This window comes from Barnesiella sp. An22, assembly GCF_002159975.1.
GTDB classification, from domain to species: Bacteria; Bacteroidota; Bacteroidia; order Bacteroidales; family Barnesiellaceae; genus Barnesiella; species Barnesiella merdigallinarum.
Window position 1 is genome coordinate 82,915 of sequence record NZ_NFJR01000004.1, and the last position, 24,307, is coordinate 107,221.

Genomic DNA, 24,307 nt, shown 5'->3' on the forward strand with positions numbered 1-24,307 from the left:
TGATAAATTCTTTGGTCGATAAATATCGGCATTTTATTTGACACGGCCATGAGGCGGTGCTATTTCTCTTGCTGTTTTTTCGAATCGTCGTAGGTGAAGGGGATGAAATAGGTGATCAGCAACGACGGGATGGTGGCCAGCAGGACGTAGATGAAGAACTTCTCGTAGCCCAGCCAGTCGCTGAAGAAACCACTCATCATACCCGGCAGCATCACGCCCAGATTCATGATGCCCGAGGCAAAGGCGTAGTGCGACATCTGGTGTTTGCCCGGAGCAATCTGCTGCATCATAAAGAGGGTGAGGCCCACGAAACCGAAGCCGTAGCCGAAATACTCGGTGATGATGCCGGCGCCGATCACGTAGAGGTTCTCGGGCTGGAACACCGCCAGCAGCGTGTAGGCTACAAAGGGGAAGTTGAAGACGCAGCAGAGTGTGAAGAGCGTCTTTTTCAACCCCCGGCGCGACACGTAGATACCGGCCAGCAGCGAGCCCAGCACGAAGGCGGCCGACCCGAACACTCCGTTGAGCGTACCGATTTGGGTGAGTGTAAGTCCCAGTCCGCCGATGTCGCGCGACGAGCGCAGGAAGAGCGGGGCTATCTTCATGATGAAGCCTTCGGCAAAGCGGTAGAGGATGATGAAGCAGATGTAGTAGATGATGTGTTTCTTGGTGAAGAAGTTTTTGATGACCTCCCACAGCTCGTGCAGAACCTCGGCACTCGACCGTTTTTGGGTCGATGGTACTTGTGTGCAGGGCAACATGCGCGAGTGGTAGAGGCCCAGCACCAGCAGCAGCGCCGAGATGATGATGAAGATAATCATCCACGCCTCCTTATAGGCAGGCATGTTTTCCTGTATCGAAGCCCCTTCGACAGCCCCGAAGTGCTCGGCCAGCATGCCGGCCACGGCTACCAGTCCGCCGTTGGCCACCAGCTTGGCAATGTTGTAGAAGGCACCCTGCACCCCGATGTATTTGGCCTGGTCTTCGGGCGAGAGCTCGGCCATGTACACGCCGTCGCAGGCGATGTCGTGCGTGGCACCGCTCAGGGCGATGACGGCCATCGTCGAGATGCTGATGGCAAAGAAATAATCGAACTTCAGCGAGAAGGCTATCACGCCGAAGAGGAGTCCGCTCAGCAACTGGGTGACCACGACGAAGAACTTCTTGGTGCGGTACATCTCCAGAAACGGGCTCCAAAGAAACTTCAAAGTCCACGGCAACATGATGATTGAGGTCCAGAACGCGATTTGTGTATCGGATATTCCTAAGTCTTTGAACATGAACGTCGATACGAGATTGACCGCGATGAACGGCAGTCCCATGGCGAAATAGACTGTGGGAACCCATGCGATGGGATTGGTCGATTTTCCTTTGCTTTTCTTCTCCATTTTTTCTTGTTTATAGATAGCTTTTTGCGTATAGTCGTTTATCGGATAATGATTTCGTCGGTGAAGAGCCAGCCGCCGGCAATGCCGTTCGACTGTGCCTGATACCGCACGTAACGGGCCTGGGTGTTGCCTTTCCAGCCGAAGGTCTTGAACTGGAGGGTGTCGATGTCGGGCGAGATGTCGTTGTCGACAGTTGCCAGAGGCTTATACTCCTTGCCGTCGGTCGAGGCCGAGATGGTCACCTGCTTGGGCAGCCATACATACGGGCCCTTCAGTTGCAGGAATTCGGCACTCACCTCCTGAATGGCAGTCTCGCTGCCCAGGTCGATGGTCACGTCGAGGTCGCTGTTGAGGAATCCCTGCCAACGGTCGTCGTTGTACATCCAGCCGCCCCGTACGCCATCGACGAGCGTCTGGTCGCCCTGTGCGGCATATTGCTTGCTGTACGGGGTGGCATAGGTCACGCTCTTGTGCAGGGCCAGGTGCTCTACGGGTTGCAGCGACTCGGGTTTATCGCCCACCTCCTTGTCGAGGGGGAAGGGGTTGTATCCCCGGCTGCGCAGGTGGTTCACGGCGTGGAGGGCACGGGTGTGGAAGCTGGACCAGTCTTTCAGTTCGGCCGGTGTCCAGCCCACCTCGGCCAGAGCCAGAATGCGGGGGTATATCATGTATTCGGTGTGCTCGGGGGTGGGCATGTACTCGGTCCACACGTTGCCTTGCACGCCCTTGATGAGGGCAGCCTCCTCGGTCGAGAGCGAGTCGGGGACAGGCTCGAACGAATAGGCCTTCTCGAGGGTGAGGTATCCGCCGATAGCCAGCGGTTGGGTGTTGGGGGCATCCTGATAGGCATCGAGGTAGCAATATTTGCCGGGGGTCATGATGGCGGCGTTGCCGGCCTTGACGGCATGGATGGCTCCCTCTTCGCCACGCCACGACATGACGGTAGCGGTGGGGGTGAGTCCGCCCTCGATAATCTCGTCCCAGCCGATGAGCTTACGGCCGTGGTCGTTGAGGAACCGCTCGATGCGGTGTATCATGTAGCTCTGCAGCTCCTCGACCGAAGCCAGGTGCTCGTCGGCCATCCGCTTCTTGCAGCGGGGGCAGTTGCGCCAGCCGTTTTTCGAAGCCTCGTCGCCCCCGATGTGGATATACTCCGAGGGGAAGAGGTCCATCACCTCGAGCAGCACGTTCTCGAGGAACTCGAAAGTCTTCTCGTTGCCGATGCAGTAGTCGGCATCGACATAGGGTTTGCCCGAGCAGGAGAGCTCGGGATAGGTGGCCAGCACCTCTTCGGAGTGGCCCGGCATCTCGATTTCGGGGATGACGGTGATGTGGCGCTCGGCGGCATAGGCTACCACTTCGCGGATGTCGTCTTGCGTGTAATATCCGCCCACGGCGCGCGGGTCGTCCTGGTCGCAGAAGGTGCGGCCGCCGGTCCACCAGTCGTTCAGCTTCTCAAAGGGACGCCAGGCGGCAAACGAGGTGAGGCGGGGGTATTTCTTGATTTCGATACGCCAGCCGGCACCGTCGGTGAGGTGCCAGTGGAGGCGGTTCATCTTGAAGTAGGCCATGGCATCGAGCTGCTTCTTCACAAACTCCTTGTTGTAGAAGTGGCGCGACACGTCGAGGTGCATGCCCCGGTAGGGGAATCGGGGTGAGTCGGCTATGGTCACGGCGGGGAGGCTCTTGCCGTCGCCGTTGTTCAGCAACTGGAGCAGGGTCTGTATGCCGTAGAAGATACCCGTCTCGGTACTGGCCGAGAGGTGTATCCCCTTCTTGCCGATTTCGAGGCGGTAGCCCTCGGCTTCGGGCACGGTGGCCGTGTCGCAGAGGGTCAACTCGATGCCGTCGTTACCGGTGGCCTCGTCGGCAAATGCAACTTGACCGAGAGCCGTACCCTCGAGGTAGCGGGCCAGGGCCTGTTTGCTCTCGGGCGAGAGCGACGCGTAGAACTTCGTCTCGGGCGAGAGGGTGAATGTTCCCCGGTGATACTCGACCGACCGGGGCATGGGGATGATGTCGAGCTCTTTGGGTTGTTGGCTGCAACTGCTTGCCCCCACCAGCAGGAGGAGGGCAAACAGTGCGCTATGGAATAGATTGCGTTTGGTCATGTGTGTACAGGGTGATTAGTTGATGGAAATTTCGTCGACAAAGAGCCAACCCTTTTCGCCATGGGCGCCGTGCCAGGCGGGAATCTGGCTGGTGGTCTCGACTACGACCCGTATCTTGGAGGCCGGTACCGAGGGGAATTCGCAGGTGTATTGGCGCACACCGTCGGCATCTTGTTTGGGTGCCACGGGTATGTCGAGCTTGCCTATCTCGGTCATGGGGTTATCGCCGTCGGCGGCATAGACCGTGATTTTCGTCGGGGGGAAGATATACTCGGAGTATTGTACGAGCGAACCTATCTGCACGCTGCTTACCGACTGGGTGTCGCCCAGGTCGATGGTGGCATCGAGCGGGGTGTCGATAAAGCCCAGCCAGCAGCTGTTGCTGTAGTTGAAATCGCCGCGGATACCGTCGGTCAGTACCGAAGCTCCACCAAACGTGTATTTCGGGTTGGGAGCATCTTTGAGTTCAGCCAGGTGCCCGGTCGCTTTGTTGAACGAGAAGGGGCGCACCAGGGTGCGGGTCTTCACCTGATCGCGCACGACGATAGCCTTCAAGGTGCAGGTGTCGCTGTCTGTGCTGATTTCGATCGGGCCCGTGTAGAGGGTGCTGGCCGTGGTGGGCTCGGAGCCGTCGAGGGTGTAGTAGATGGGGGCATCGCCCTGCGTGCGCAGCGTAGCCTCGATGCAGTTTTTGCTGTCGTTTACGGTGTACTCGCCCTCTACCTCGAAGAGGTGTTTGGCGTAGTTGAGTCCCATGGCGTTGTAGATTTCCAGGATGTGGCCGATGTGGTTGAGGAATCGGTCGTAGTCCTTATTCTCCAGTTGGTCCCACTGTACTTCGCTCAAGGCGGCGAGACGGGGGAGAATCATGTATTCGAGCTGTTCGTTGGTGGGCATGTATTCGGTCCAGACGTTGGCTTGTGTACCCAGAATGTGCCGGGCCTCCTCTTCGGTCAACTCCTCGGACACGGGGTTGAACTTGTAGACCAGGTCTACCGGGTTGTATCCGCCGATGGCGAGCGGCTCGCTTTGGGTGTCGCGCGACTGGTAGTAGTCGAAGTAGAGAGGGTTGGTGGGGGTCATAATCACGTCGTGTCCTTGTTTGGCAGCTTCGATGCCGTTGCTTACACCGCGCCACGACATGATGGTGGCATGGGTCGAGAGTCCGCCCTCCATAATCTCGTCCCAACCGATCATCTCACGGCCGTGGTCGCTGAGGAACTTCTCGACACGCTCGGTTACGTAGCCTTGCAGGTAGTGTTCGGCCGTGCCGTGCTCATCGTCTTTGAGACCCAGTTGCTTGATGCGGGCCTGGCAGGCGGGGCACTTCTCCCAACGCACTTTGGGGCACTCGTCACCACCGATATGAATGTATTTCGAGGGGAAAATATCCATCACCTCGAGCAGTACGTTGTCGATAAATTCGAAAGTCTTGTCCTTACCGGCGCAGAGCACATCGTCGCGGATGCCCCACTGTCCCGAAACCTCATACGGGCCACCGGTACAACCCAACTCGGGGTAGGAGGCCAGGGCGGCCATCATGTGGCCGGGCAGGTCGATTTCGGGGATGATGGTGATACCCAGGTCGGCGGCATACTTCACGATGTCGCGCAGTTCGTCTTGCGTATAGAATCCGCCATAGGGGGTGTTGTCGTAGTTGTCCCACTCTTTGGCAATCATCGTTTTGCTGCGCATGCTGCCCACTTCGGTCAGACGGGGGTACTTCTTGATTTCGATGCGCCAGCCCTGGTCGTCGGTGAGGTGCCAGTGCAACGTGTTGAGCTTGTGCACGGCCATGACGTTGAGAATGCGTTTCACCTCGTCGGTCGAGAAGAAGTGGCGGGCTACGTCTAAGTGCAGGCCGCGGTATCCGAATCGCGGTGCGTCGTCGATGGCGGCGCAGGGAACCGACCAGTTGGCACCTGTTGCCAGCGTATCGCCGTAGACAGCTGCCGGGAGCAGTTGTTTGACGGTCTGCAAGGCAAAGCGTACGCCGTTGGGGGTAGCTGCGGCAATTTCGATTTTGCTCTTACCGATGTTCAGGCGGTAAGCTTCGTCGGCCAAATCGGGGTTTGCCTTCACCACGATGGCGTTGTTGCGTTCTTCATCGGCAAACTTCAACTCCATGCCGCTGGTCTTTTGGAACTGGTCGGCAAATTGTTGCAGTACGCCGGTTACCTCGTCGCCGCATTCGGGCGAGACAAATATCTGTGTCCCTTTGTCAAAGGAGAATCGCCCCGGTATCTGTTCGATGTGGTTGGGGTAGGGAATCAGGTCGTAACTGTTTTCTTCGCTCTGGCAGGAGATCAAGGCCAGGACTGCTGCCACGAGTGCGAGATAACGATTGAATCTTTTCATACTGGATTGTGTATTATGGATGATTATTGCTTAAGGATTTATTGCTTTACCGGGGTGTTGCCCATGTCGACGACAATGCGTCCGCCCTTCATGATGTCGCTGTGCATGAAGAAGGGCGACTCGAGCAGGATGTTGTCGAGACGTATGCTTTGTATGTACTTGTTGGTACGCGAGTTGTTGTTGGCTACGATTTCGAACTTCTTGCCGTTCGACAGGTTGATGGTGACCTTGTCGAAGATGGGGCGGCCTACCGAGTAGATGGGCGAGCCGGGGCATACTTGGTAGAAGCCCATGGCGTTGAGTACGTACCAGGCCGACATCTGTCCGCAATCCTCGTTACCCGAGAGACCGTTGGGGTCGTCGAAGTATTGGTTGTAGAGGATGGTGTCGATGAGCTGTTGCGTCTTCCACGACTGGTTCACATAGTTGTAGAGGTGGGCGATGTGGTGGCTGGGTTCGTTGCCGTGGGCATACTGGCCTATGAGGCCCGAGATGTCGGACGACACGAGGTCACCCTCGAGTTTCGAGTCGGCCAGGAAGAGCGAGTCGAGCCGGTCGATGAATTGCTCCTGACCGCCCATCAGGGTTATGAGGCCGTCTATATCGTGGGGTACGAACCAGGTCCACTGCCAGGCGGTACCCTCGCAATAGTCGTCGTTGCGGTGGTCCGACGAACGGGGGTGGAAGGGCGAGTGCCATTTGCCGTCGAGGTCTTTGCCCCGCATGAATTTGGTCTGGGCATCGTAATAGTTGGCATAGGCTTGGCTGAGACCCTTGTATTTTTCGTAGGTGGTCGTGTCGCCTATGGCTTCGGCCAGTTGGGAGATGCACCAGTCGTTGTAGGCATATTCAAGACCTTTGGCTACCGATTCGTTTTCCTTATCGTAAGGGATATAACCAATTTTGTTTTTATAATATTTCGAGATGGGTACCAGGCCGTTGACCATGCGGCTGGGGGCAATGATACCGGTCGTGTCGTATACCGAGCTTCTGATGCAGGCCTCGAGCAGTTCGTGGCCGTCGATTTTGTTGAATCCTTTCATGTAGGCATCGACAATGACCGGTACGGCGTGGTAGCCGATCATGGTGGCGGTGTAGTTGCCGGCCAGCTCCCACATGGGCAGGATACCTCCCTCGTGATATTTCTCCATGAGCGACATGATCAGCTTGTCGTTCAACTCGGGTTGAGTGATAGTGAGCAGGGGGTGCAATGCTCTGAAGGTATCCCACAACGAGTATACGGTGTAGATTTCTTTCCCCGGTTTGGTCTGGTGTATCATCTGGTCGAGTCCGCGGTAGCGACCGTCGGCATCGGAGAAGAGGCTGGGGTGTATGGCCGTGTGGTAGAGGGCGGTATAGAAGATGCGCTTCTGGGTCTCGTTGTCGGTCTCGACCTCGATGGTACCCAGGTAGTCGTTCCACTTCTCTTTGGCCTGTATGGCAATGCTGTCGAAGTCCCAGTGGGGGATTTCGGTCTCGACGTTGCGACGGGCCCCGTCGATGTCGACAGCCGAGATACCTACCTTCACGAGCACCTCTTCGTCTTGGGTCGTGGCAAATTGAAGCAGGGCTTTCTTCTGCTCCAGTTTATACGGTTTGCCGTTGCGCATGATGTCGATTACCGTGTCGACAATCTGGCAGGTGAAGGGTTTCGAAAACTTCATGTAGAATCCGATCGACTGGTTGTCGGCCCACCCTTTGGTGCGTTTCCAACCCACGATTTCGGTATCGCTCAGGGTATTGAGTTTCATATCGAGATTCTGCTGCCCTTGCAGGCTGTAGTCGAGGTCTACGATAAAACCGGCCTGCTGGCTATCGGGGAAGTGATAGCGGTGCATGGCGGCCCGTTCGGTGGCCGTCAGTTCGGCTTTGACTTGGTAGCGGTCGAGCATGACCGAGTAGTAGCCCGGGGTGGCCGTTTCGCGGCTGTGCGAGAAGGGCGAGGCGTAGGCCGTTTGCTGACTCTCGGCACCCAGGTATCGGTAGTCTTGTTTGCCTACGGTCGGCATCAGCAGAATGTCGCCGTAGTCACCGCACCCGGTACCGCTCAGGTGAGTGTGGGAAAAACCGTTGATTGTGCTGTCGGAGTAGTGGTATCCCGAGCAGGCATCCCACTCGTAAATGCGGGTATCGGGACTCGGTTGTATCATTCCGTGAGGAACCACTGCACCGGGAAACGTGTGTCCGTGACCACCCGTCCCGATGAACGGATTCACAAAATCGGAATATTGTAACTGGGTTTCCGATGAATTGGTACAGCTCGAAAAGAGGAGCAATCCCAATCCCAGCCAAAGCATTGTTTGTTTCATGTTGTTTATTTATAGATGTTTATATTCTTTCTTGTTTTTCTCCTTTATATATTAACTGATTGGATTACCATATTATTTTATAAGTCGAGATGTTTTGATTGCCGTCGCTTACTCGAGCAATGAGTACCCGGGGCATGGTGGTGTCGAGCATCGTCTCGAATGTGCTTGCCTGAGGAGCGAAGCGGGCTACGATACGGCCGCTCAAGTCGTACAGCGTAAGGCTGGTGATGGTAGCATCGGACTCTACATGCAGACGGTTGTCGCGGGTATAGAGGCGTGTGCCTGCACTGGCGGGTTGCTCGATGGCGGTAGCGGTGCCGGGCTTCTCTACATAGGGGGTACCACAGGGCAGTATCTCGTACAGAGTGGGAATGTTCTCTTCGTTCCACTCGATTTTGATGGCTGTAACCAGTTCCATTTCGTGGGTGTCGATGATGGTGCAGAGCGAGCTGAGTTGCCCCGTCTCTATCCATTCGGTACCGTTGTTGACGTAGATGGTGGGGAGCTCATACCGGTTGTCGAACGTCGTGTTGTGGAAAATCTCGATTGTCTCGATGTTGAGGTTTTCGATGAAGCGGTGCTCGATGTATCCGGCTGCGGTGGGGCGATAGCTGGTCGTAAGGTCGCGGTCTGAGAGGGTGGCAATCTGCTTGCCGTCCTGGTCGGCGGTTTGGGTCTCTTTGGCGGCCATCTCGCTCTTGAACTCGGCTACTTGCAGCCAATAGCCGCCGGAGTAGCTGCGGATGACGAACCGCACATAGCGGGCCGACTCTCCGTTGGCGTTGCAGGTGAACGAATAGGTATCGTCGAGCTGCTCGGCGGTAAATTCGGCTATGGGAGTCCACTGGGTATTGTCGTCCGATATTTCGATGGCGACCGTTCCCGAGGGTTGGTCGTTGGCGGTAAAGGTGACCGTAATCTCGTATTGCGGTTGCGAGTTGGGGTAGGTGAGCATGATGTATTGCCCTTCGGCCTGGGCTTCGCTGCTCCAGAAGAAGGAGTCGGGGTTACCGTCGATAACGCGGTCGAGGTCGTAATATTCGTATTGCGGTATGTTGGTCGATACCGTGGGGGTGGTGCTTACCGGGGTGAACAGGCACGAGCCGCTCAGCCGGTCGGAGCCGACGGTCAAGCTCTCGTCGCCGGTATTCTTGAGTCGTATGTAGGCTACGGTCTGTTCGCTGACGGGCAGTTGTACTGCGCTCCACTGTTTGCCGTTGACCGATACCTCTACCTCGATGCCGGGCGTGAGCTCGGTGGCGGCCACGTCGATTTTCTCGAGGTTGCCGAAGTAGATACCGATATATTCATTCGGGTCGAGGGTGAGGGCGTCGAGTCCGCTCAACTCGAACGAGGTAGACTCGGTCGTGAGGTTCACCCCTTCCCAACTCTCGAGGTTGGAGATGATTTGAATGGTATCCTTTTCGGGCCATGTTCCCGGCACGTTGTTGCCGGCTTTCCCGACCAGGTATTCGACAAACGGCCGCAGGTAGCTGTCGCCCGGGGTCACTTCGTAGTGTACCTCGTAGGTCGATGTGCCATACCCTTCGAGTGCGCTGATGAGGTAGGTCGAGTCGTTGCTCATGCCGTTGTAGAGCTGTTGCAGCGAGAGGTATTTCTCCCAACCTTCGGCCCGCGACATGGAGCCGTCGTTTTCGAGTATGTCGAGGGCGGTGAGAGCAATCGCACTCAAGGTTTTGAGCTTGGCATTCCAGCAGCGCAGGTCTTCGTAGATCAGACGGTAGTCGCGATATTCGTTATCTTTCAGGGTCTCGATGTAGTTGCAGGCCTGGTTGAGGTTCCCCAGCTCGGTGCGCAGTTGGGCAGCTTCGGCCGGGAAGGTCGAGCCCCCGAAGTGCGATTTGAAACCGTCGTAGAGGGCAATCATCTCGTCGTCCTCGACCAGGGCGTCGGAGAAGCGGGCAAAGCATTTGAGGGCTTCGGCCGTTTGACTATCGCCCGGGCGAGCCATGCGGGCAAAGACATCTTCCCAGTTCTGGTGCACGTCGAAGGTGTTGGGGTTCCAGCTGTAATCGGCGGCGCCGAAGAGAGCTACCTTCGAGGCCTGGGCCTGGCTCATGGGGTTGAGTATAAGTCCGTTGAGGGTATTGATGGCCCCCGAGTTCTCGATGGTCCAGTGGGTAGTCATCTCGCGCATGTAGATGCGTTCGTCGTGGTCGTCGTTCACAGGGTTGTTCCACCACATCACGGGGTTGCGGCCCACGCGGCCGGCCATGTCGTTGATGGCCGAGGCCCGGATGTTGGAGAAGCAGTCGTATCCGGTAAAGGCGATGACCACCTCGCTGTCGACACTCTTCAGGTCGTTGAGGGTATAGGAGCCTCCGTAGTTGAGGGCATAGGCGGTAGGTACGAAGAAGAGGGGAGCGATTTCGTCATCGGGGTCGTCGGTGACGAAGCGTTCGCGCAACCGCTTCTGGGTCTCGTCGGCCAGGTAGGCCTGCATGCTGCCGCTGGGGGTATAGTTCATGTCGTCGATAAATACGCCGAATCCCCGTACGCCGAGGTTGTAAAGATGCTCAAATTTGGTCATCAGGGCATCGATGCCTTGGTCCATCTGGTCTTTGTAGTTGAAGTTGATGCCGTTTTGCAGGCCGGGGTGAGCCGCCCAGATGAAATTGACGTGGCAGGCTTTGGCGGCCTGGGTGATGGTGCGGAGGTCGTCCTGGGTAATCATGCCGAAAAAGCGTTGTTGCTCGGTGAGCGAGGTGGGGTAGTTGTCGCGCCAGTTGCCCAGGTGGTAGGGGTCTGATTTGGGACCGTATACAAATACGTTCAGTTTGAATCGTTTGCAGAATTCAAAGAGGCTGAGTCGGTTTTCGACCGAGTAGGGGTGTCCGTAGAAACCCTCTACGATACCGCGATATTGTGTGTGTGAATAGTCTTCGAAAGTAATTTGACGGATTGAGTTCCCGCCGGCTTGCTCGAATATCTGTTCGAGCGTGGCGAAGGCGTAGTATTCCGAACCTTCGCTATTGCCCAGAACGACGATGTCGCCATGGGGTGAGTTGCTGTTGATTTGCAACAGGTAGGGGTCGAATTTGTTGCTGCCCGCATCGAATACGGTGAGAGGCAGGCTATGTTCGGAGGCATATTGTGCGGCAGCTCCGTCGGAGCCGCTCACACCGAGGTAGAGGTTGGTTGCGGTTTGCGAGGCCTCGTCGGCGTAAGTGATGGTGTATCCTGCTTTTTCCAGAACCTCTTCCATGCGGTTTCGGCTCACATCGCCGATGCTGCTTTCGCAAATTACGTTGATGAGGCTGGAGAGTTCTATGGAGTTTTCACCTTCTACGACCTTTTGCGGGGTAGGGTATATGGTATAAGATTGTGCTTGACTGCAAAAAATGGAGCTCGAGATGAATAAGGTAAGCAGGATAAATATGTTTTTCATTGCTACAAAAGAGTAAAAGTATCGGTTTTTCTATGACGTATGATAGTTACTTGCATTGAAAGTTTCAATTGTCTTGTATTCTTGTTTCTCATGGTTTTGAGGATAGTGAAATGGAAGATTCTCAGTCCCGCGATTCCATGAAGTCCGTTCTGTTTTTGAAAAACGCCCCGCACTCGTAAGAGCCGGGTACGGGGCGCACTGCAAAGGTAAATTATTTTTTGAAACGAACAATCGTGTGATTGCCATTTATCGAAACCTTGGCCAGGTAAATACCGGCGGGCAGGTTCGAGAGATCGGTGGCCGGTTCGGCACTTTCGGCTACGGCACTACCCAGCAGGTTGTAAACTACGGCTGTTGCACCTTGGGGCATGTAGAGCACGTTGCTGTTGAAGTAGATGGTCTCGGCGGCTACCTCGTCGATGGCCGAAGCCAAAGAGAAGGTAACATCGACAGTTACATCTTCGGTTCCTACTTGAATGGGGTCGGTTACGTTGGCGAGAGCTTCACCGTTTACCGTAATCGAGTTGATTTCGTAGGTGTTTCCTTGGTTTACAGCATAGAGGTTGCTGTATGTTTTCACGGCAGCAGGCGATTGAGCCAGAGCTACGTTGTAGCGTTGCAGCTCATAAGCGGCATTCTCTTCGGCCGGGGTGTTGTAGGTTACGTTCACCGTTTCACGACCGTTGGTCATTTGGATAGCCGAAGCCATGGGGAAGCTCTTGTTCGAGAGTGTTCCGTTCTGACGATAGTAGGCATCGACATCGCCGGCCAGATTCTCGACCGTAGTGCTTGTGGCCGATTCGGGGCGATAGTAAGCTACCAGACCCTCGGGGATTTCGTTGAAGCCGTACATCGAGGCTTTGATCTCCTCGGGGGTAAGCGTGCGGTTCCAGAGCTGAACCTCTTCTACTTTCGAGGCCATCTGGTTGTATTTCGAGTCGCCAAGAGCAAAGTCGCAAGCATCGTAGAGCAGGGCCAGACCACCTTGACCTACCTCTTGCGTGAGGGCTACCTCACCGTTTTTGTAGACGGTGAATGTATTGCCGTTGTTGCTGGTTGCCAAGGTAATGAAGGCAAATTCGCCGGGATAGAGCGTAGTTGTTTCCGATACGGCAGGGGCCGTAGCACCGGCACAAGCCGTCGAGTTGCCATCCCAGATACGATACCATACGGCCAGTTTACCGTCTTGTACACCTATACCGTAAGAGCCTTCGACTTTCCAGGTAATGCTGTTTTGTACGTGACCCATGAATACACCGTTGTAGCCCATGGGCGAAACCCAGGCCGAGAAGGTGTAGTTGTGCGACCGTTGATCGCTCGATACTTGATTTTGATCGGTATTGTGAGAGCCCAGAGCCGTATCGCTGAATCGCAGTTGAGCCTCTTCGCTTCCGTAACCGGGAGCCGACATCAACATGGCGTCGCCCGTGGTGGCCAGTTGTTTGAACTCGGCGGTGAAGTTGGCAGCAGCATTGACCGTATAGGTCGAGTTGGGATAAACCTCGCCATTATTCTTTACCGATACCAGTTCATAACCGCTGTTGGGGGTAGCGGTGATGGTCAGTACGGTACCCTCGGCAACTTCAGTACCCGAAGTAAGGGCAGTTTCGCCGTTCTTGATTGAGAGCGTTCCGTTCTCGGGGGTGGTAAAGTTGATGGCATATCTCTGGATATTCGATTTTACGGTTATCTTCACGTCGTAGTAAGTACCCTCGGCGTAGGTCCCGTCATAGGTGGTGACGTTGTCGGTTCCACCGATGAACATCATACGTAGCAGATAGACGGTACCCTCTTCGGCCGAAGCAGGAACCGTGAACGAGGGAAGCGTACCCTCCGAGACTTTGGTAGCTCCATCTTCAACATATACCGTTACACCGGTAGTATGATTCTCAAATCCACCGTTTCCCGAGTTACCGCAGAGGATAAGGCGGGTCATCTCTTTCGTTTCGTTGGCATCGCAGAAGGTAACGAATTGTCCCCACCACGTGTCGATATTGATGGTGAGATCTACTTTGCTACCCGGAGCAACCAACAACTCTTGAGCAATTTTGCCGCTGGGTTCTTTAGGAATAGAGATGCTGTTCAGGTCTTCCAAGGCACCCGAAGTACTGAATGTCATGATATTTCCTACATTACCTATTCCGCCTGTATAGGTAGGAGCGTTGTACCCTTCGAGAGGGCTTTGAGCGTTTGCCAAGGCTCCGCCCAGCAGAGCCGTAAGCATCAGAATGTAAAGTTTTTTCATAAATAAAAAAGCTATTAAGAATAAGTGTATGAATGAAATTTATGTAATAAACTCCACCGTACACGACGGAGCGTGTGCGGTGGAGTTGAATTGCCAATAATTACTCGGCTACTACTTTGAGTGTTCTGATACGTTTGTTGTCTTTCGAAACAGCAACGTAGTAAACACCTTTACCGCCGTTGATCGTAAGCGTGCAGATTTCGCCGGCCATAGCCTCGTGTTTGCGGGTTGTTACCAGGCGACCCTGTGCGTCATATACGTCGATTACATAGTTGCCATCGGCTGCAAATTGCAGGTTCACGTTGTCGATGAAGGGGTTGGGATATACGGTGAGGTTGTTCACCAGGTTGTCCTCAACGCCCGATCCTTCGAGAACTACTACGATGTACTCGTCTTTGGTCATCGTAGCAGACCCCCAGCCGTTGGTCAGTGTGAGCGTTACGCTGTATTTGCCGTCTTTGCTGAAGGTGGCCGTAGCGTTGTCGCCGTTGTTCACTACCTCGGCATCGGGAATCGAGAAGGTCGAGGTGGTCGTGATGGGCATAGTACCCGACATGGCGGGGTTACCCTCTACGTTGATATTGGCGGGCATGAGGTTCTCTTCGTTTTTCGAAGTGTTTTCACCACCCGAACCTCTGATTTCAACGTAAGCAGCTTTGGCATCGGTCGAAAGTGTACCTTTGTTTTCGAAGGTCTTGTCGGCTTCGTTGTAGTCGTCACTTTCGAATGTCCAGTAACCTTTCAGGTCGCTGGGGATTTCACGACCGTCGTAACCCTTCATGGCATCAATTACTTCGTTGTCGCTCAAGGCTTTGTGCCAAACTTGTACATCGTCGATTTCTCCGATAAATCCGGCAAAGTACACACGAGAACCACCGATATAAATAGGAGCTTCTGTAACAGTTTTGGACCCATTGTTTACTTGACGATATGTTAATTTGGGCCTTTCGTTTTCGCCCGTTTTCTTACCGTTGAAGTAGATGCGTTGTTTGGCACCGTCGTAAGAAATCACGATATGAGACCATTGGTTTTCTGAGAGACTATACGATTCGGTCGTTGTTCCGGCGAAACGGCCGTCGGTACAGCAAGCCAAGTTAGGATTCTCGTGCGGGTTTGTGGCTCCGTTCACAGGATATTTAAGATCTTGGTATCCACGTCCGGCATCTCCCCACATGGAGAATGAAACCGTATTGGCCGGAAGATCCTTTTCATTGTTGGCATTTGCTATTCCGGGCCAAACATCTACCCAAATAGCCCCCCAGTTGTTATCCGGCCAACTAATATTCAGGTCTCTTTGTCCAATGAGGCCCATACCATACTTTGCGAAGGTGAATTTCTCGGGTTTGATCCACAAAGCGATGGTGTATTGGTTCTGATTCATCGGCAAGAATTCAGCGGGGATACGGAAGATATAGGGGTCGTCGATACGAAGACCGCGCGATACGGTACCTTCGCCTTTGTTACCGGTGTAACTCAGCGTGACTTCTTCGTCGGCGTTGGTTACGTTGGTCTTCGAAGCCGTGAAATCTTCGATCGATGGGATTGCACCTGTGCTCTCGGGCGAGATTTGTACATAGCCACGGTAGTTGAGCTCGCTTAAGTCGAACTTGGTCAGTTTTACATCGTAGTAACCCTCTTCGTTGAGAGAGGTTGTGAACGAACGGCCGCCGTCTTGAGTAGCTACTGCAGTTCCGCCGGTAGTGGCGTTATAGATTTCCCACGAGAAAGGCTCTTCCTGATTGGGGTCGATGAGCGAGAGGGTGAACTCTTCGCCGGCTTTGATCACCGATTTGTTGCATACGATACCATCGATCAGCGTCAAGCCAGTAGTCATGTAGTTGGTCCAGGTGATGGCGCTCTTGGTTACACCGTCGGGCGCTACGGCGCAAACACCCACGCGGTAATCGGACACTTCGGTATTGGCCGATACGGGAGCACCCACTACATAGTGTGCCCACGACGAGGTAGTACCGCAGAGGATAGGATCTTCGCCCTTGGCCTGTACATATACTTCGAAATACCAGGTATCTACATCTTCGTTATAGACGGGGATAGAGGGATCGTTGTCGTTTTTGGTCGATGCGCAGTCCCAGCTGAACTTGAAGTCAAGCGAGTTGTAGGTACGTTTTTTCAGGATATTGCTTTCGGCCGTTGTGATGGTGGGTTGTACCGGAGCAAACGTTTTGGCGGGGATGATAGACATCTCGCCGATGAGGATTTCGTAGTTGGCAGGGGTGTTTTCGAACTTGAGACCGATGAGGGCCACCTTGCCGTTCATGCCCATCTCAGAAGCTTTGGCCGAGATTTTGGTCCACTCGCCCTCTTTGGCACCCGTGATGTCGTAGTAGTGGAGTTGATCCTCGCTACCAACGAACGACCAGAAGAGTTTCATGTGTGTGTCGTTACCGCTGTTCAGTTTGATGACCATCGATACGTCGTCACTCTCCGATATGTCGAAGTTGGTCTTGAACAAGCGTACGTTCGATACCGTTGTAGCACCTGTGATTTGCATGGCAGAACCGGCAAACCAAGCGTCGTCGAAGGTGAAGCCACAGTCGATGGGATCGTTGGGTACATTCTTGTTGTCGTCGGTAATCCACCAGCGCCAGGTGGGCTGGTAGTCCTGTACACCTACGTTGAACCATTTGTGGTCGAAAGTCACCTTACCCTCATTGCGGAAGGTCTTACCATTACCCAGGCAGAAGCGGGTAACGAACGGCAACTCTTGCAGCACGCTTCGGGCCGGCAGGAACTCGGCGATACCGTGGAACAGTTTCATGCCGGCATCGCTCGAGCTGGTTACGTTGCTGTTGATAGCCGGGCGGTTGGCCGGGTTGCGGTTACCTCCCGAGAAAACTTGTTCTTGTTTTACCAGATAGGTGTTTTGTACGGCTTCGTCGCCCGAACCGTACTCCGACGAGTTCTGGTAAATCATGTTGGTGGTGTGGTTACCCCAGAAGGCAATAGATGCCTTGGCGTTCTTAATGTCCCACCAGTTACCATGGCTAAGCCATTTGCCCTGGATATCATATCCGGCATATACGGTATAGGGATCGGCTCCAAGACCTTCGGCATAATTGGCCGAGCTGGCTAATGTACCACTCCAGTTGTAGTTGAGCATGTACATATCGACAACCTGTTTGCCGTTTTTCCACAACCAGTCCGATTTGGATTTGTTGAAATCCGAGTCGAGGTTCATATAACCGTCGTTGGTGTTGGTTCCATACCAGTATACGTGGAACTGCCAGCCAATCGACTCGGCATACTCGCGGCATTGCGAGAAGAAATCTTGCAGGGCCGAAGCCTGGGGCACGGTACCCTCGGGGTTGATACCTACACCGTCAAGACCGTAGTAGCGCAGGAATTTCACGAATTTCTCAACCCATTTGAATTGGCCTCCCTCTTTTTCAACCAGCATATTTACGCTGTTGTTGGACTCGGTGTTGTCACCGCCCCACGAGTCGAAGAATACGAGACCGCCACTGTTGGCTACACCGTTGCGGTGAGTCACGTCGCTGTATGCGCCCGGTACACGTACCCAGGGGAGCGACCAGCCGCCTTGCGAGTCTACATACGACCACATGCTGAAGTTATCGCCGTCAAATACATAGCGGGGCAGTGATTGCCAGTAGGTATCGGAGATACCCATCGGGGTCCACATACAGAATTTACGATCGGTAGTCATGGTAGGATCTACCTGTGTGGCCGGGTTCTCGAAGCGTTGTTTCAGGGGAACACGCGAGATGTAGAAGTTCTCGTCTTCCGAGAGGGGAGCCCCGGGTTCCCACTCTCTGAAGTATTCAGAGAACGGTTTGGATTTTCCATCATCGAAAGGCATCACGTAAGAGTCGTGTGTCGGCACGTTTTGGGCATAGCTACCCACTGCGGCGGCACAAGCCAGTACGGACAGAAGTAGTTTCGGTGCTTTCATGTTTTTTGTTTTGTTTTTTAGTGAATAATAAGATCTCAAAAAATTCTTGATGTATGATAAGAGGGAGGAAGAGGGCTGCTCCATTTGTGTGGAGCAGCCTCTTCTGTTATACGGGATTACTGACCGGCAGCTTCGGTTTCCCAACGGCGGTTGTCGCCCAATCCGGCAGGATCTACAACATCCCACCACAGGGTAGTACGCATCAAGTTGCTACCTCCCAGAGCCTCGATACCCGAGGTGTTTACATCCTGGGCTGCTGCGGCGTCGGTCATGTTCCAAGGTATACGGCGAACCATACGGCCTTTCCCCAGCGAACCATCACCGATATCTTTAACCGGGAAGATACGGGGATAACCTGTACGGCGCAGGTCGTTCCAAGCCTCGAGGCCCATGGGGAACTGTGCCAGCCACTTCTGGGTGATAATCTTCTCGAGTTTCGTCTTGTTATCATCGCTGTTGTTGATTTTTACACCCACGGTGAGCAGACCTTTTTTGTTGTTACGCTCGTTATGCGGATCGACATAATCGATTGTGGTGTCGGCCGATTCTTGGTTCCAATATGCAATAAACTCGGGATCGGTTTGGGCAATGCTGTATTCGTCGAACATGGCAGCTATACCTCTCAGATAGTTGGTATTGATAGAACCTCCGATGCCCCAACGCAAGGCGGCTTCGGCTTGGAGGAAGTAACGCTCCGAGAGTTTGAAGATGGCCAGCGGGAAGTTGGCAAATGCACTCGATACTCCCGAGTATTTAGTGTATTGGTTGTTGTCGTCGCGCGGGGTAAGCTGGACTCCGGCGGGGACACCCACGATGGCCGAATTGGCAGTCATTGTGACTTCTCCGTCTTCGTTGCGGATATCACCGCTGTTCTTGTCGAATAGCTTGTCCATAAAGGGAACTTTAAGCCGCTTCATGATGTTCTCGAGCGAGGCGTTCATGCGGGTATCGTCCCACAGAATCGAGATGAAGGCCAGCGGGTGGTTGGTACCGTGGTTGACCATAGTGTTGTACTCGATGCTCTTTTCGATGAGGCCGTCGTTGATGGCAGCTTCAGCTTCTGTTTTGGCCCGGTCGGGATTGACGTTGCTCATGCGCATGGCCATACGCAGACGAATCGAGTTGGAGAACTGGCGCCAGGTATCTACGCTACCGCAGATTTTGTCGTATTGAGCCAGAATGTCGTTGATGGTATCCTGGTGAGCTTTAGGCGTGTTGTTGAAGTTTTTCAAGATTTCGCCGGCATCTTTGAGGTTGACAAAGAGCGAGTCGTAGATCTGGTCCATAGGCTCGTAGGTAACGGGCGGTTCCTGAACGTCGTTCTTGTAGTCGGTCCAGGGGAAGGGGCCATACACGTCGGACAACTCGAGGGCCGAGAAGCAGTACATGATGTTACACATGGCGCCGAGCTCTTTCAGGTTGAGCTGGTTAGCCGACCGCATCACGGGCAGGGCGGCCTGTGCTACCAGAAAGAAACTGGCTTTGGGGCCGTCGCAGTATTGGGCGAAGTAGCGATAGGTCGAGGGTAGGTTACCACTGAAGTTCTGAGTTCCGGCTAAATAACCTGAATAATTATCGATGTGGATATTGAACTGCACTTGGTAGATGTGTGCTCCGTTCTGGGCTCCTATGTCGTGCATCTTTTGTTGTGCTGTCAGGAACATACCGGCAGCTTGTTCGTAAGTCTCGGCTATGGAGAGGTCGCCTGACCCGACTTCGATGTTGGAGTTCAGGTCGTCAAGCAGGGGGTCGCCGCAGCCTACCAGAGTCACAGCAGCGGCCAATGCAAATACGGAAGAATATATTGTCTTTTTCATAATGCTACTTTTCGTTAGAATGATGCTTTAAGAGAGATACCGAATGAACGGGTCGTGGGCATGCTGAAGATATCGACATTACCCAGAGCGTTTTGCGTACTCAACGATGTATCGGGATCGATGGGAGCGTTGATGTAGAGGAAGAAGAGGTTACGGGCGTTAGCCGAAACCGTGAGGTTCTTGCTTGGGCCGAAGAGATTGCGGAAGGTATAGGCCAACGAAATCTCGCGCAGACGGAAGTTGGTGGCATCGTATACATAATTACGACCTACTGGCGAACCACCTCCGATGGTTTGGTAATATTGGTCGACCGGTACCAAGGTGTTGGTACCCGGGATATACATAGCGGGTTTGGTTATGGTCCCATCTTCCGAGGTCCAGTAGAGGTTGTTGGCTATGGCAAGGTCGCGGGCTTCGGCTGTGCGTTGCGAGGTACCGAATTGGTCGAGATAAGCCTCGGTGAAAGAGATGACTTTACCCCCTACTTTACCGTCGATGAGGAAGTAGAATGATAAATCTTTGTAATTGAACGTATTGGACCATCCCAAAGTGTGCTTGGCATTCATGTTCCCCAGATATTCATTGGCTTGACCATTGAGTTTGAAGGGTGCTCCTGTATCTGGATCAACTACGATTTCACCTGTGATTTCGTCTCGCATGAAGTCCACAGCATAGAGATCGCCATATGAGCCTCCTTCTTCGAATTTGATTTTCAGACCGCTGAGGTTACCCATGTCAACTTCGTGGATATATTTCTGACCGTTTTGCTTGCGGGCTACGGTGAGGATCTTGTTGTCGTTGTAGGCGTAGTTGAAAGTGGTAATCCAACTGAAGTCGTTGTTGGGAGCAAAGATATACGATGCGGTCAACTCGACACCTTGGTTGCGCACTTTACCACCGTTAATATAGATCTCTTTACCGGCGGCACCTTCGTATTTCATGAACTGGTTTTTCATGATGGCGTTGTAGTAGGTAGCTTGCAACGAGATGGAGCGGTCGAGCAGGCTTACATCGAAACCGGCCTCGAACGATTGAGTCGTTTCGGGTTTGGGATCCTTGAAGTTGATGATGGCGCTACTGATGTAGGCACCGGTAGCCGGGTTGCGCGAGGCCGAAGCCAGGAACAAGTTGTTGGGAATCGAGTTACCTACCTCAGAGTAAGAGGCGCGGAGCTTCAGTTCGTTGATTTGGTCGGGCAAAGAGAGCAGTTTGTTCATCTGGGCCGAAGCTCCTGCCGAATAGTAGGCGAAGTGGGGGTCCATGTCTTTGAACTGCGTGAAGGCGCGGTACCAGTCGTCGCGGTAGCTACCCTCGACGGTTACCTTGTCTTGCCAGGTTACCTGAGCAGTAGCGAAGATGGCGCGTTCCCAGTTTTTGGTCGTAAGACCTCCGTAGTTGTCGCTGCTGTTGATGTAGATGTCGGAGAGCACGAACTGGTTACACGAGTGGTCCTCGGTATAGGGAGCACCCGATTTGGCGATAGGGGTAATCATCCATTGGTCGTACGACGAGTTCATCATACTACCGCCGGCGTTTACACCGATCGTGAAGTCTTGAATCTGCTTGTTGTAGCTCAACATGAAGTCGCCGTAGAAGTCGCTCGATTTGGTGTGGTCGAGGATGAGGCGGCCGCGGTCGATCATTTCGGCATTACCCCAAGTCGAGGCATATTGGCGAGATTCGTCGTTGCGCTCGTTGTAGTCGTATTTGATACGAGCCTGCAGGTTGAGGTCGGGGATAATCTGCCAGTTGGCCGTGATGCTGCCGAAGGTACGGTTGATTACCTCTTCGCTGGTCATGCGGTTGAGCAACCACCAGGGGTTGTTCAGGTTGATGGCGTCGGTAAACCATACTTGTTTGCCGTAATTCGAGTCGGAGAGTGTAACGGTTCTACCATTTTCTATTACAGATATGGGCATTCCATTGCTACCTACTTGCGATACAATATAGCTGTATGGGTTGGATTCCCAAGTCGCGTTGGTGTCGTAGTAGTTCTTGCGATACCAATTCATGTCGAGGTTACGCGGCGAGGTGTAAAGTTGATAGATGGGGTTGAAAAAGGTACCACCGGTGGGGCGGTTTTTGGTCTTCTGGTTGATGTAGTTGGCCGAGATGTCAATCTTGAGTTTGTCCTTGAAGAAGGAGAAGCTCTGACGCAGGGCGATGTTGTGACGCTCGAACTTGTTGGTCTCGACGATACCGTTGGCCGTCGTATTTCCGTAAGAGAAATAGGTCTGGGCCACTTTCGTACCACCGCTCAACGAGATGGAGTTGTTGAAGTTGGTACCCGTGCGGTAGAAGTCGCTGATATCGTATGAGTTGCGGGTAAGGTGATAGGGCGAGTTGGCTGTGTCGTAATATTCGTTGCCGAGGGAGTTCATGCGTTGGCCCCAACTGTATGATCCCATCGAAAATCCGTTTTCTACCGAACCCGACATCTGTGCACCGTATACGCTTTGTATCTGGGGCAACTTGAGCGGAGTCTCGAAGGTGGTGCTGCTCGATACATCGATACGCAACTGACCCTCTTTTCCTTTCTTGGTAGTAATCATCAGTACACCGTTCGAAGCGGCGCTACCGTACAGGGCGGCCGAGTTGGCACCCTTCAGCACGGTGATTGACTCGATGTCGTCGGGGTTGAGTTGCGAAAGGGCGTCGCTGCTCTCTTTCGAACCGTCGGCCATCATCGTGGCACCGCCGCCGTCCATGTCCATCTGACCGTTTACGCTGTTCTGCATGGGCACACCGTCGATAACGATAAGGGGTGAGTTGTTACCCAGCATCGAGGCGTTACCACGCAACAGGATTTTCGAGGCACCACCGGCACCACCCGAGTTGGGCGTGATGACCAGACCGGCGCTCTTGCCTTGCAGCGAGTTGATGAGGTTGGCCTCTTTGGCGCGGGTCAGCTCGTCGCCGCCTACGGTTTGGGTCGAGTAGGAAAGTGTCTCTTCCTTACGGGCGATACCCATGGCGGTAACCACTACCTCGTCGAGCAGCTTGGTGTTGTCGCGCATGACGATGTCGATTTTATCTTTCCCGTTGATGGGCTGTTTCACGGTTTGGTAACCGATGTAGGAGAACTCCAGTTCGTTGCTCCCGGCCGGAACCTTGATCGAGTAGTTGCCGTCGATGTCGGTGGCGGTGGCTACGCTGGTACCGGCTACTTTTACGGTGAGGCCGATGAGGGTTTCGCCCGAGGCGTCGGTCACGTTACCGGTTACGATTCTCGAGCCGTTGGTGGCTTGAGCGGCAGTGGCAGCACCCTTGTTGCCTTTGCCCTGCTCTTGAGCGACAGCTCTTTTCGAAAGCATGATGTTGGGGTTTTGTATCGAATAGGATACGTCGGTCCCTTTGAACATGATGTCGAGAACTTCGCTGACGGTTTTATTCTTGACGTTTAGGTTTACTTTACGCTGGGTATCCACTTGTGTATTGAAGACAAACAGACACTTCGCTTCTTTTTCGATCTTTTTCAGAACGTCTTCTACCGGAGTATTCACTTCGGATAGGGAGATGCGAGAATACGCATCGGCGCTGGCTTCGAATGCGTAAGCCAGAGCAAAAGCCATGATAAGTGCTTTTAAACTTTTTCTATACATATGTGTGTTTATGGGTATTCAACAAGGATTGTGAATAAAAAATGTTTTGGGTGTTTCAGGGTAATAGGTGTGTTATATGTTCATAGGCATGGAGATGTTATTTGTGTTTTGCAGTTATGTAAATGGTATTATGTTCGTTGTTCCATTTGAAATCGAAATCGAAGTCGTGTTGCAGGGCGTGTAAGGCATGTTGTACACCGTTGTAGCGATAGAATTTACCGGTATAGCGCTCGTTGCTCTGTATCTCTCGGTCGATACTGATTTTTACGCCGAAGCACTTTTCAAAACCATCCATGAGCTCGGCGAACGATTGGTTTTTGAAATAGTAGATACCGTCTTTCCACAGTTCCGACTCGAGCGAGCGGATGACCGACTGTTTGAATTCACCATCCTTGAATTGGGCGCGGTAGCCCGGTTTGAGGGTTGCGCTCTTGTCGCCCGACGAGATTTTTACCGAGCCTTCGATGAGCGATACCATGAAGTCTTTCTCTTCGGTGGTTGAAGTGACGTAGAATTTGGTACCCAGCACCTTTATCTTTCCGTTGGGGGTGTTGACGATAAAGGGTCTCCATCGGTTGTGGGCAACTTCGAGGTAGGCTTCGCCCTCGATTTCGATGTTGCGTTGCAGCCCCATGAACGACGAGGGGTATTTGATGGTCGATTCGGCATTGAGCCATACTTTGGTACCGTCGGGCAAGAGCAGGGTGTTGCTGTTACCGGCGGGAACCGTGAGTGAGTAGAGGGGAACGATACGGTCGCTCAGCGTGAAGTAGAAGGCTCCGAAGGCTACCGAAAGCAGCAGAATGACTACTGCGGCAATGCGCAGAAGCTGTATGCGGTAGTGGCGGCGGAAGTCGTACTGGGTGTGCTGTATGGCGTCGGTCGATAATAAAACGGCATTGTATATGTTGCGTTCCCGGCAAAATTCCTTCAGGTTTTCGGGCGAGGCCTGTGCCCATGTCACGACCTCATTGCGCTCTTCTTCGGTGGCGCAATTCCCAAAATATCTATATAATGTTTCTTTTTTCATACATTATATAAACCTTATAAATCTTTGTATCCCTAGTTATAAAATAAGATTTTTTTATAAGGGGGGAGTTAAGGCGGGTCGTGGATGTCTGGGGTGAGGCTCTGCTT

The 24,307-nt window shown here is 53.5% G+C and carries 10 protein-coding genes; all 10 read right to left on the reverse strand.

Features of this window, described 5'->3' with window-relative positions:
• Positions 1 to 59: 59 nt before the first annotated feature.
• Positions 60 to 1,388 (reverse strand): MFS transporter, encoded by a 1,329-nt coding sequence (locus B5F38_RS05770; RefSeq protein WP_087408354.1) that lies wholly within the window; start codon positions 1,386 to 1,388, stop codon positions 60 to 62.
• Between the two features lie 38 nt (positions 1,389 to 1,426).
• A complete protein-coding gene (locus tag B5F38_RS05775) occupies positions 1,427 to 3,499 on the reverse strand; it encodes a family 20 glycosylhydrolase (RefSeq protein WP_087408355.1) in 2,073 nt (690 codons plus the stop codon).
• A 15-nt stretch (positions 3,500 to 3,514) separates the two neighbouring features.
• Positions 3,515 to 5,857, reverse strand: a complete 2,343-nt coding sequence (locus B5F38_RS05780) for a family 20 glycosylhydrolase (protein ID WP_087408356.1) — start codon at positions 5,855 to 5,857, stop codon at positions 3,515 to 3,517.
• A gap of 38 nt (positions 5,858 to 5,895) precedes the next feature.
• Entirely contained in the window at positions 5,896 to 8,166 is a 2,271-nt protein-coding gene (locus B5F38_RS05785; protein WP_087408357.1) for a GH92 family glycosyl hydrolase, read from the reverse strand.
• Positions 8,167 to 8,230: 64 nt separating this feature from the next.
• Positions 8,231 to 11,575, reverse strand: a complete 3,345-nt coding sequence (locus tag B5F38_RS05790) for a beta-N-acetylglucosaminidase domain-containing protein (protein WP_087408358.1) — start codon at positions 11,573 to 11,575, stop codon at positions 8,231 to 8,233.
• A gap of 211 nt (positions 11,576 to 11,786) precedes the next feature.
• Positions 11,787 to 13,820, reverse strand: a complete 2,034-nt coding sequence (locus B5F38_RS05795) for a LamG-like jellyroll fold domain-containing protein (protein WP_087408359.1) — start codon at positions 13,818 to 13,820, stop codon at positions 11,787 to 11,789.
• Positions 13,821 to 13,920: 100 nt separating this feature from the next.
• Positions 13,921 to 17,751 carry a LamG-like jellyroll fold domain-containing protein gene (locus B5F38_RS05800; protein ID WP_087408360.1) on the reverse strand — a complete coding sequence of 1,277 codons (3,831 nt, stop codon included), beginning with the start codon at positions 17,749 to 17,751 and terminating at the stop codon, positions 13,921 to 13,923.
• A gap of 116 nt (positions 17,752 to 17,867) precedes the next feature.
• Positions 17,868 to 19,568, reverse strand: a complete 1,701-nt coding sequence (locus B5F38_RS05805) for a SusD/RagB family nutrient-binding outer membrane lipoprotein (RefSeq protein ID WP_087408361.1) — start codon at positions 19,566 to 19,568, stop codon at positions 17,868 to 17,870.
• A 14-nt stretch (positions 19,569 to 19,582) separates the two neighbouring features.
• Positions 19,583 to 23,140 carry a SusC/RagA family TonB-linked outer membrane protein gene (locus tag B5F38_RS05810; RefSeq protein WP_241147814.1) on the reverse strand — a complete coding sequence of 1,186 codons (3,558 nt, stop codon included), beginning with the start codon at positions 23,138 to 23,140 and terminating at the stop codon, positions 19,583 to 19,585.
• A gap of 127 nt (positions 23,141 to 23,267) precedes the next feature.
• Positions 23,268 to 24,200, reverse strand: coding sequence for a FecR family protein (locus B5F38_RS05815; RefSeq protein WP_087408363.1), 933 nt, complete (start codon positions 24,198 to 24,200; stop codon positions 23,268 to 23,270).
• Between the last annotated feature and the right edge of the window lie 107 nt (positions 24,201 to 24,307).

Coding starts and splice junctions, on each gene's coding strand:
- B5F38_RS05770 (WP_087408354.1), bottom strand. CDS start 1,388: ATGGAGAAGAAAAGCAAAGGAAAATCGACCAATCCCATCGCATGGGTT.
- B5F38_RS05775 (WP_087408355.1), bottom strand. CDS start 3,499: ATGACCAAACGCAATCTATTCCATAGCGCACTGTTTGCCCTCCTCCTG.
- B5F38_RS05780 (WP_087408356.1), bottom strand. CDS start 5,857: ATGAAAAGATTCAATCGTTATCTCGCACTCGTGGCAGCAGTCCTGGCC.
- B5F38_RS05785 (WP_087408357.1), bottom strand. CDS start 8,166: ATGAAACAAACAATGCTTTGGCTGGGATTGGGATTGCTCCTCTTTTCG.
- B5F38_RS05790 (WP_087408358.1), bottom strand. CDS start 11,575: ATGAAAAACATATTTATCCTGCTTACCTTATTCATCTCGAGCTCCATT.
- B5F38_RS05795 (WP_087408359.1), bottom strand. CDS start 13,820: ATGAAAAAACTTTACATTCTGATGCTTACGGCTCTGCTGGGCGGAGCC.
- B5F38_RS05800 (WP_087408360.1), bottom strand. CDS start 17,751: ATGAAAGCACCGAAACTACTTCTGTCCGTACTGGCTTGTGCCGCCGCA.
- B5F38_RS05805 (WP_087408361.1), bottom strand. CDS start 19,568: ATGAAAAAGACAATATATTCTTCCGTATTTGCATTGGCCGCTGCTGTG.
- B5F38_RS05810 (WP_241147814.1), bottom strand. CDS start 23,140: ATGGCTTTTGCTCTGGCTTACGCATTCGAAGCCAGCGCCGATGCGTAT.
- B5F38_RS05815 (WP_087408363.1), bottom strand. CDS start 24,200: ATGAAAAAAGAAACATTATATAGATATTTTGGGAATTGCGCCACCGAA.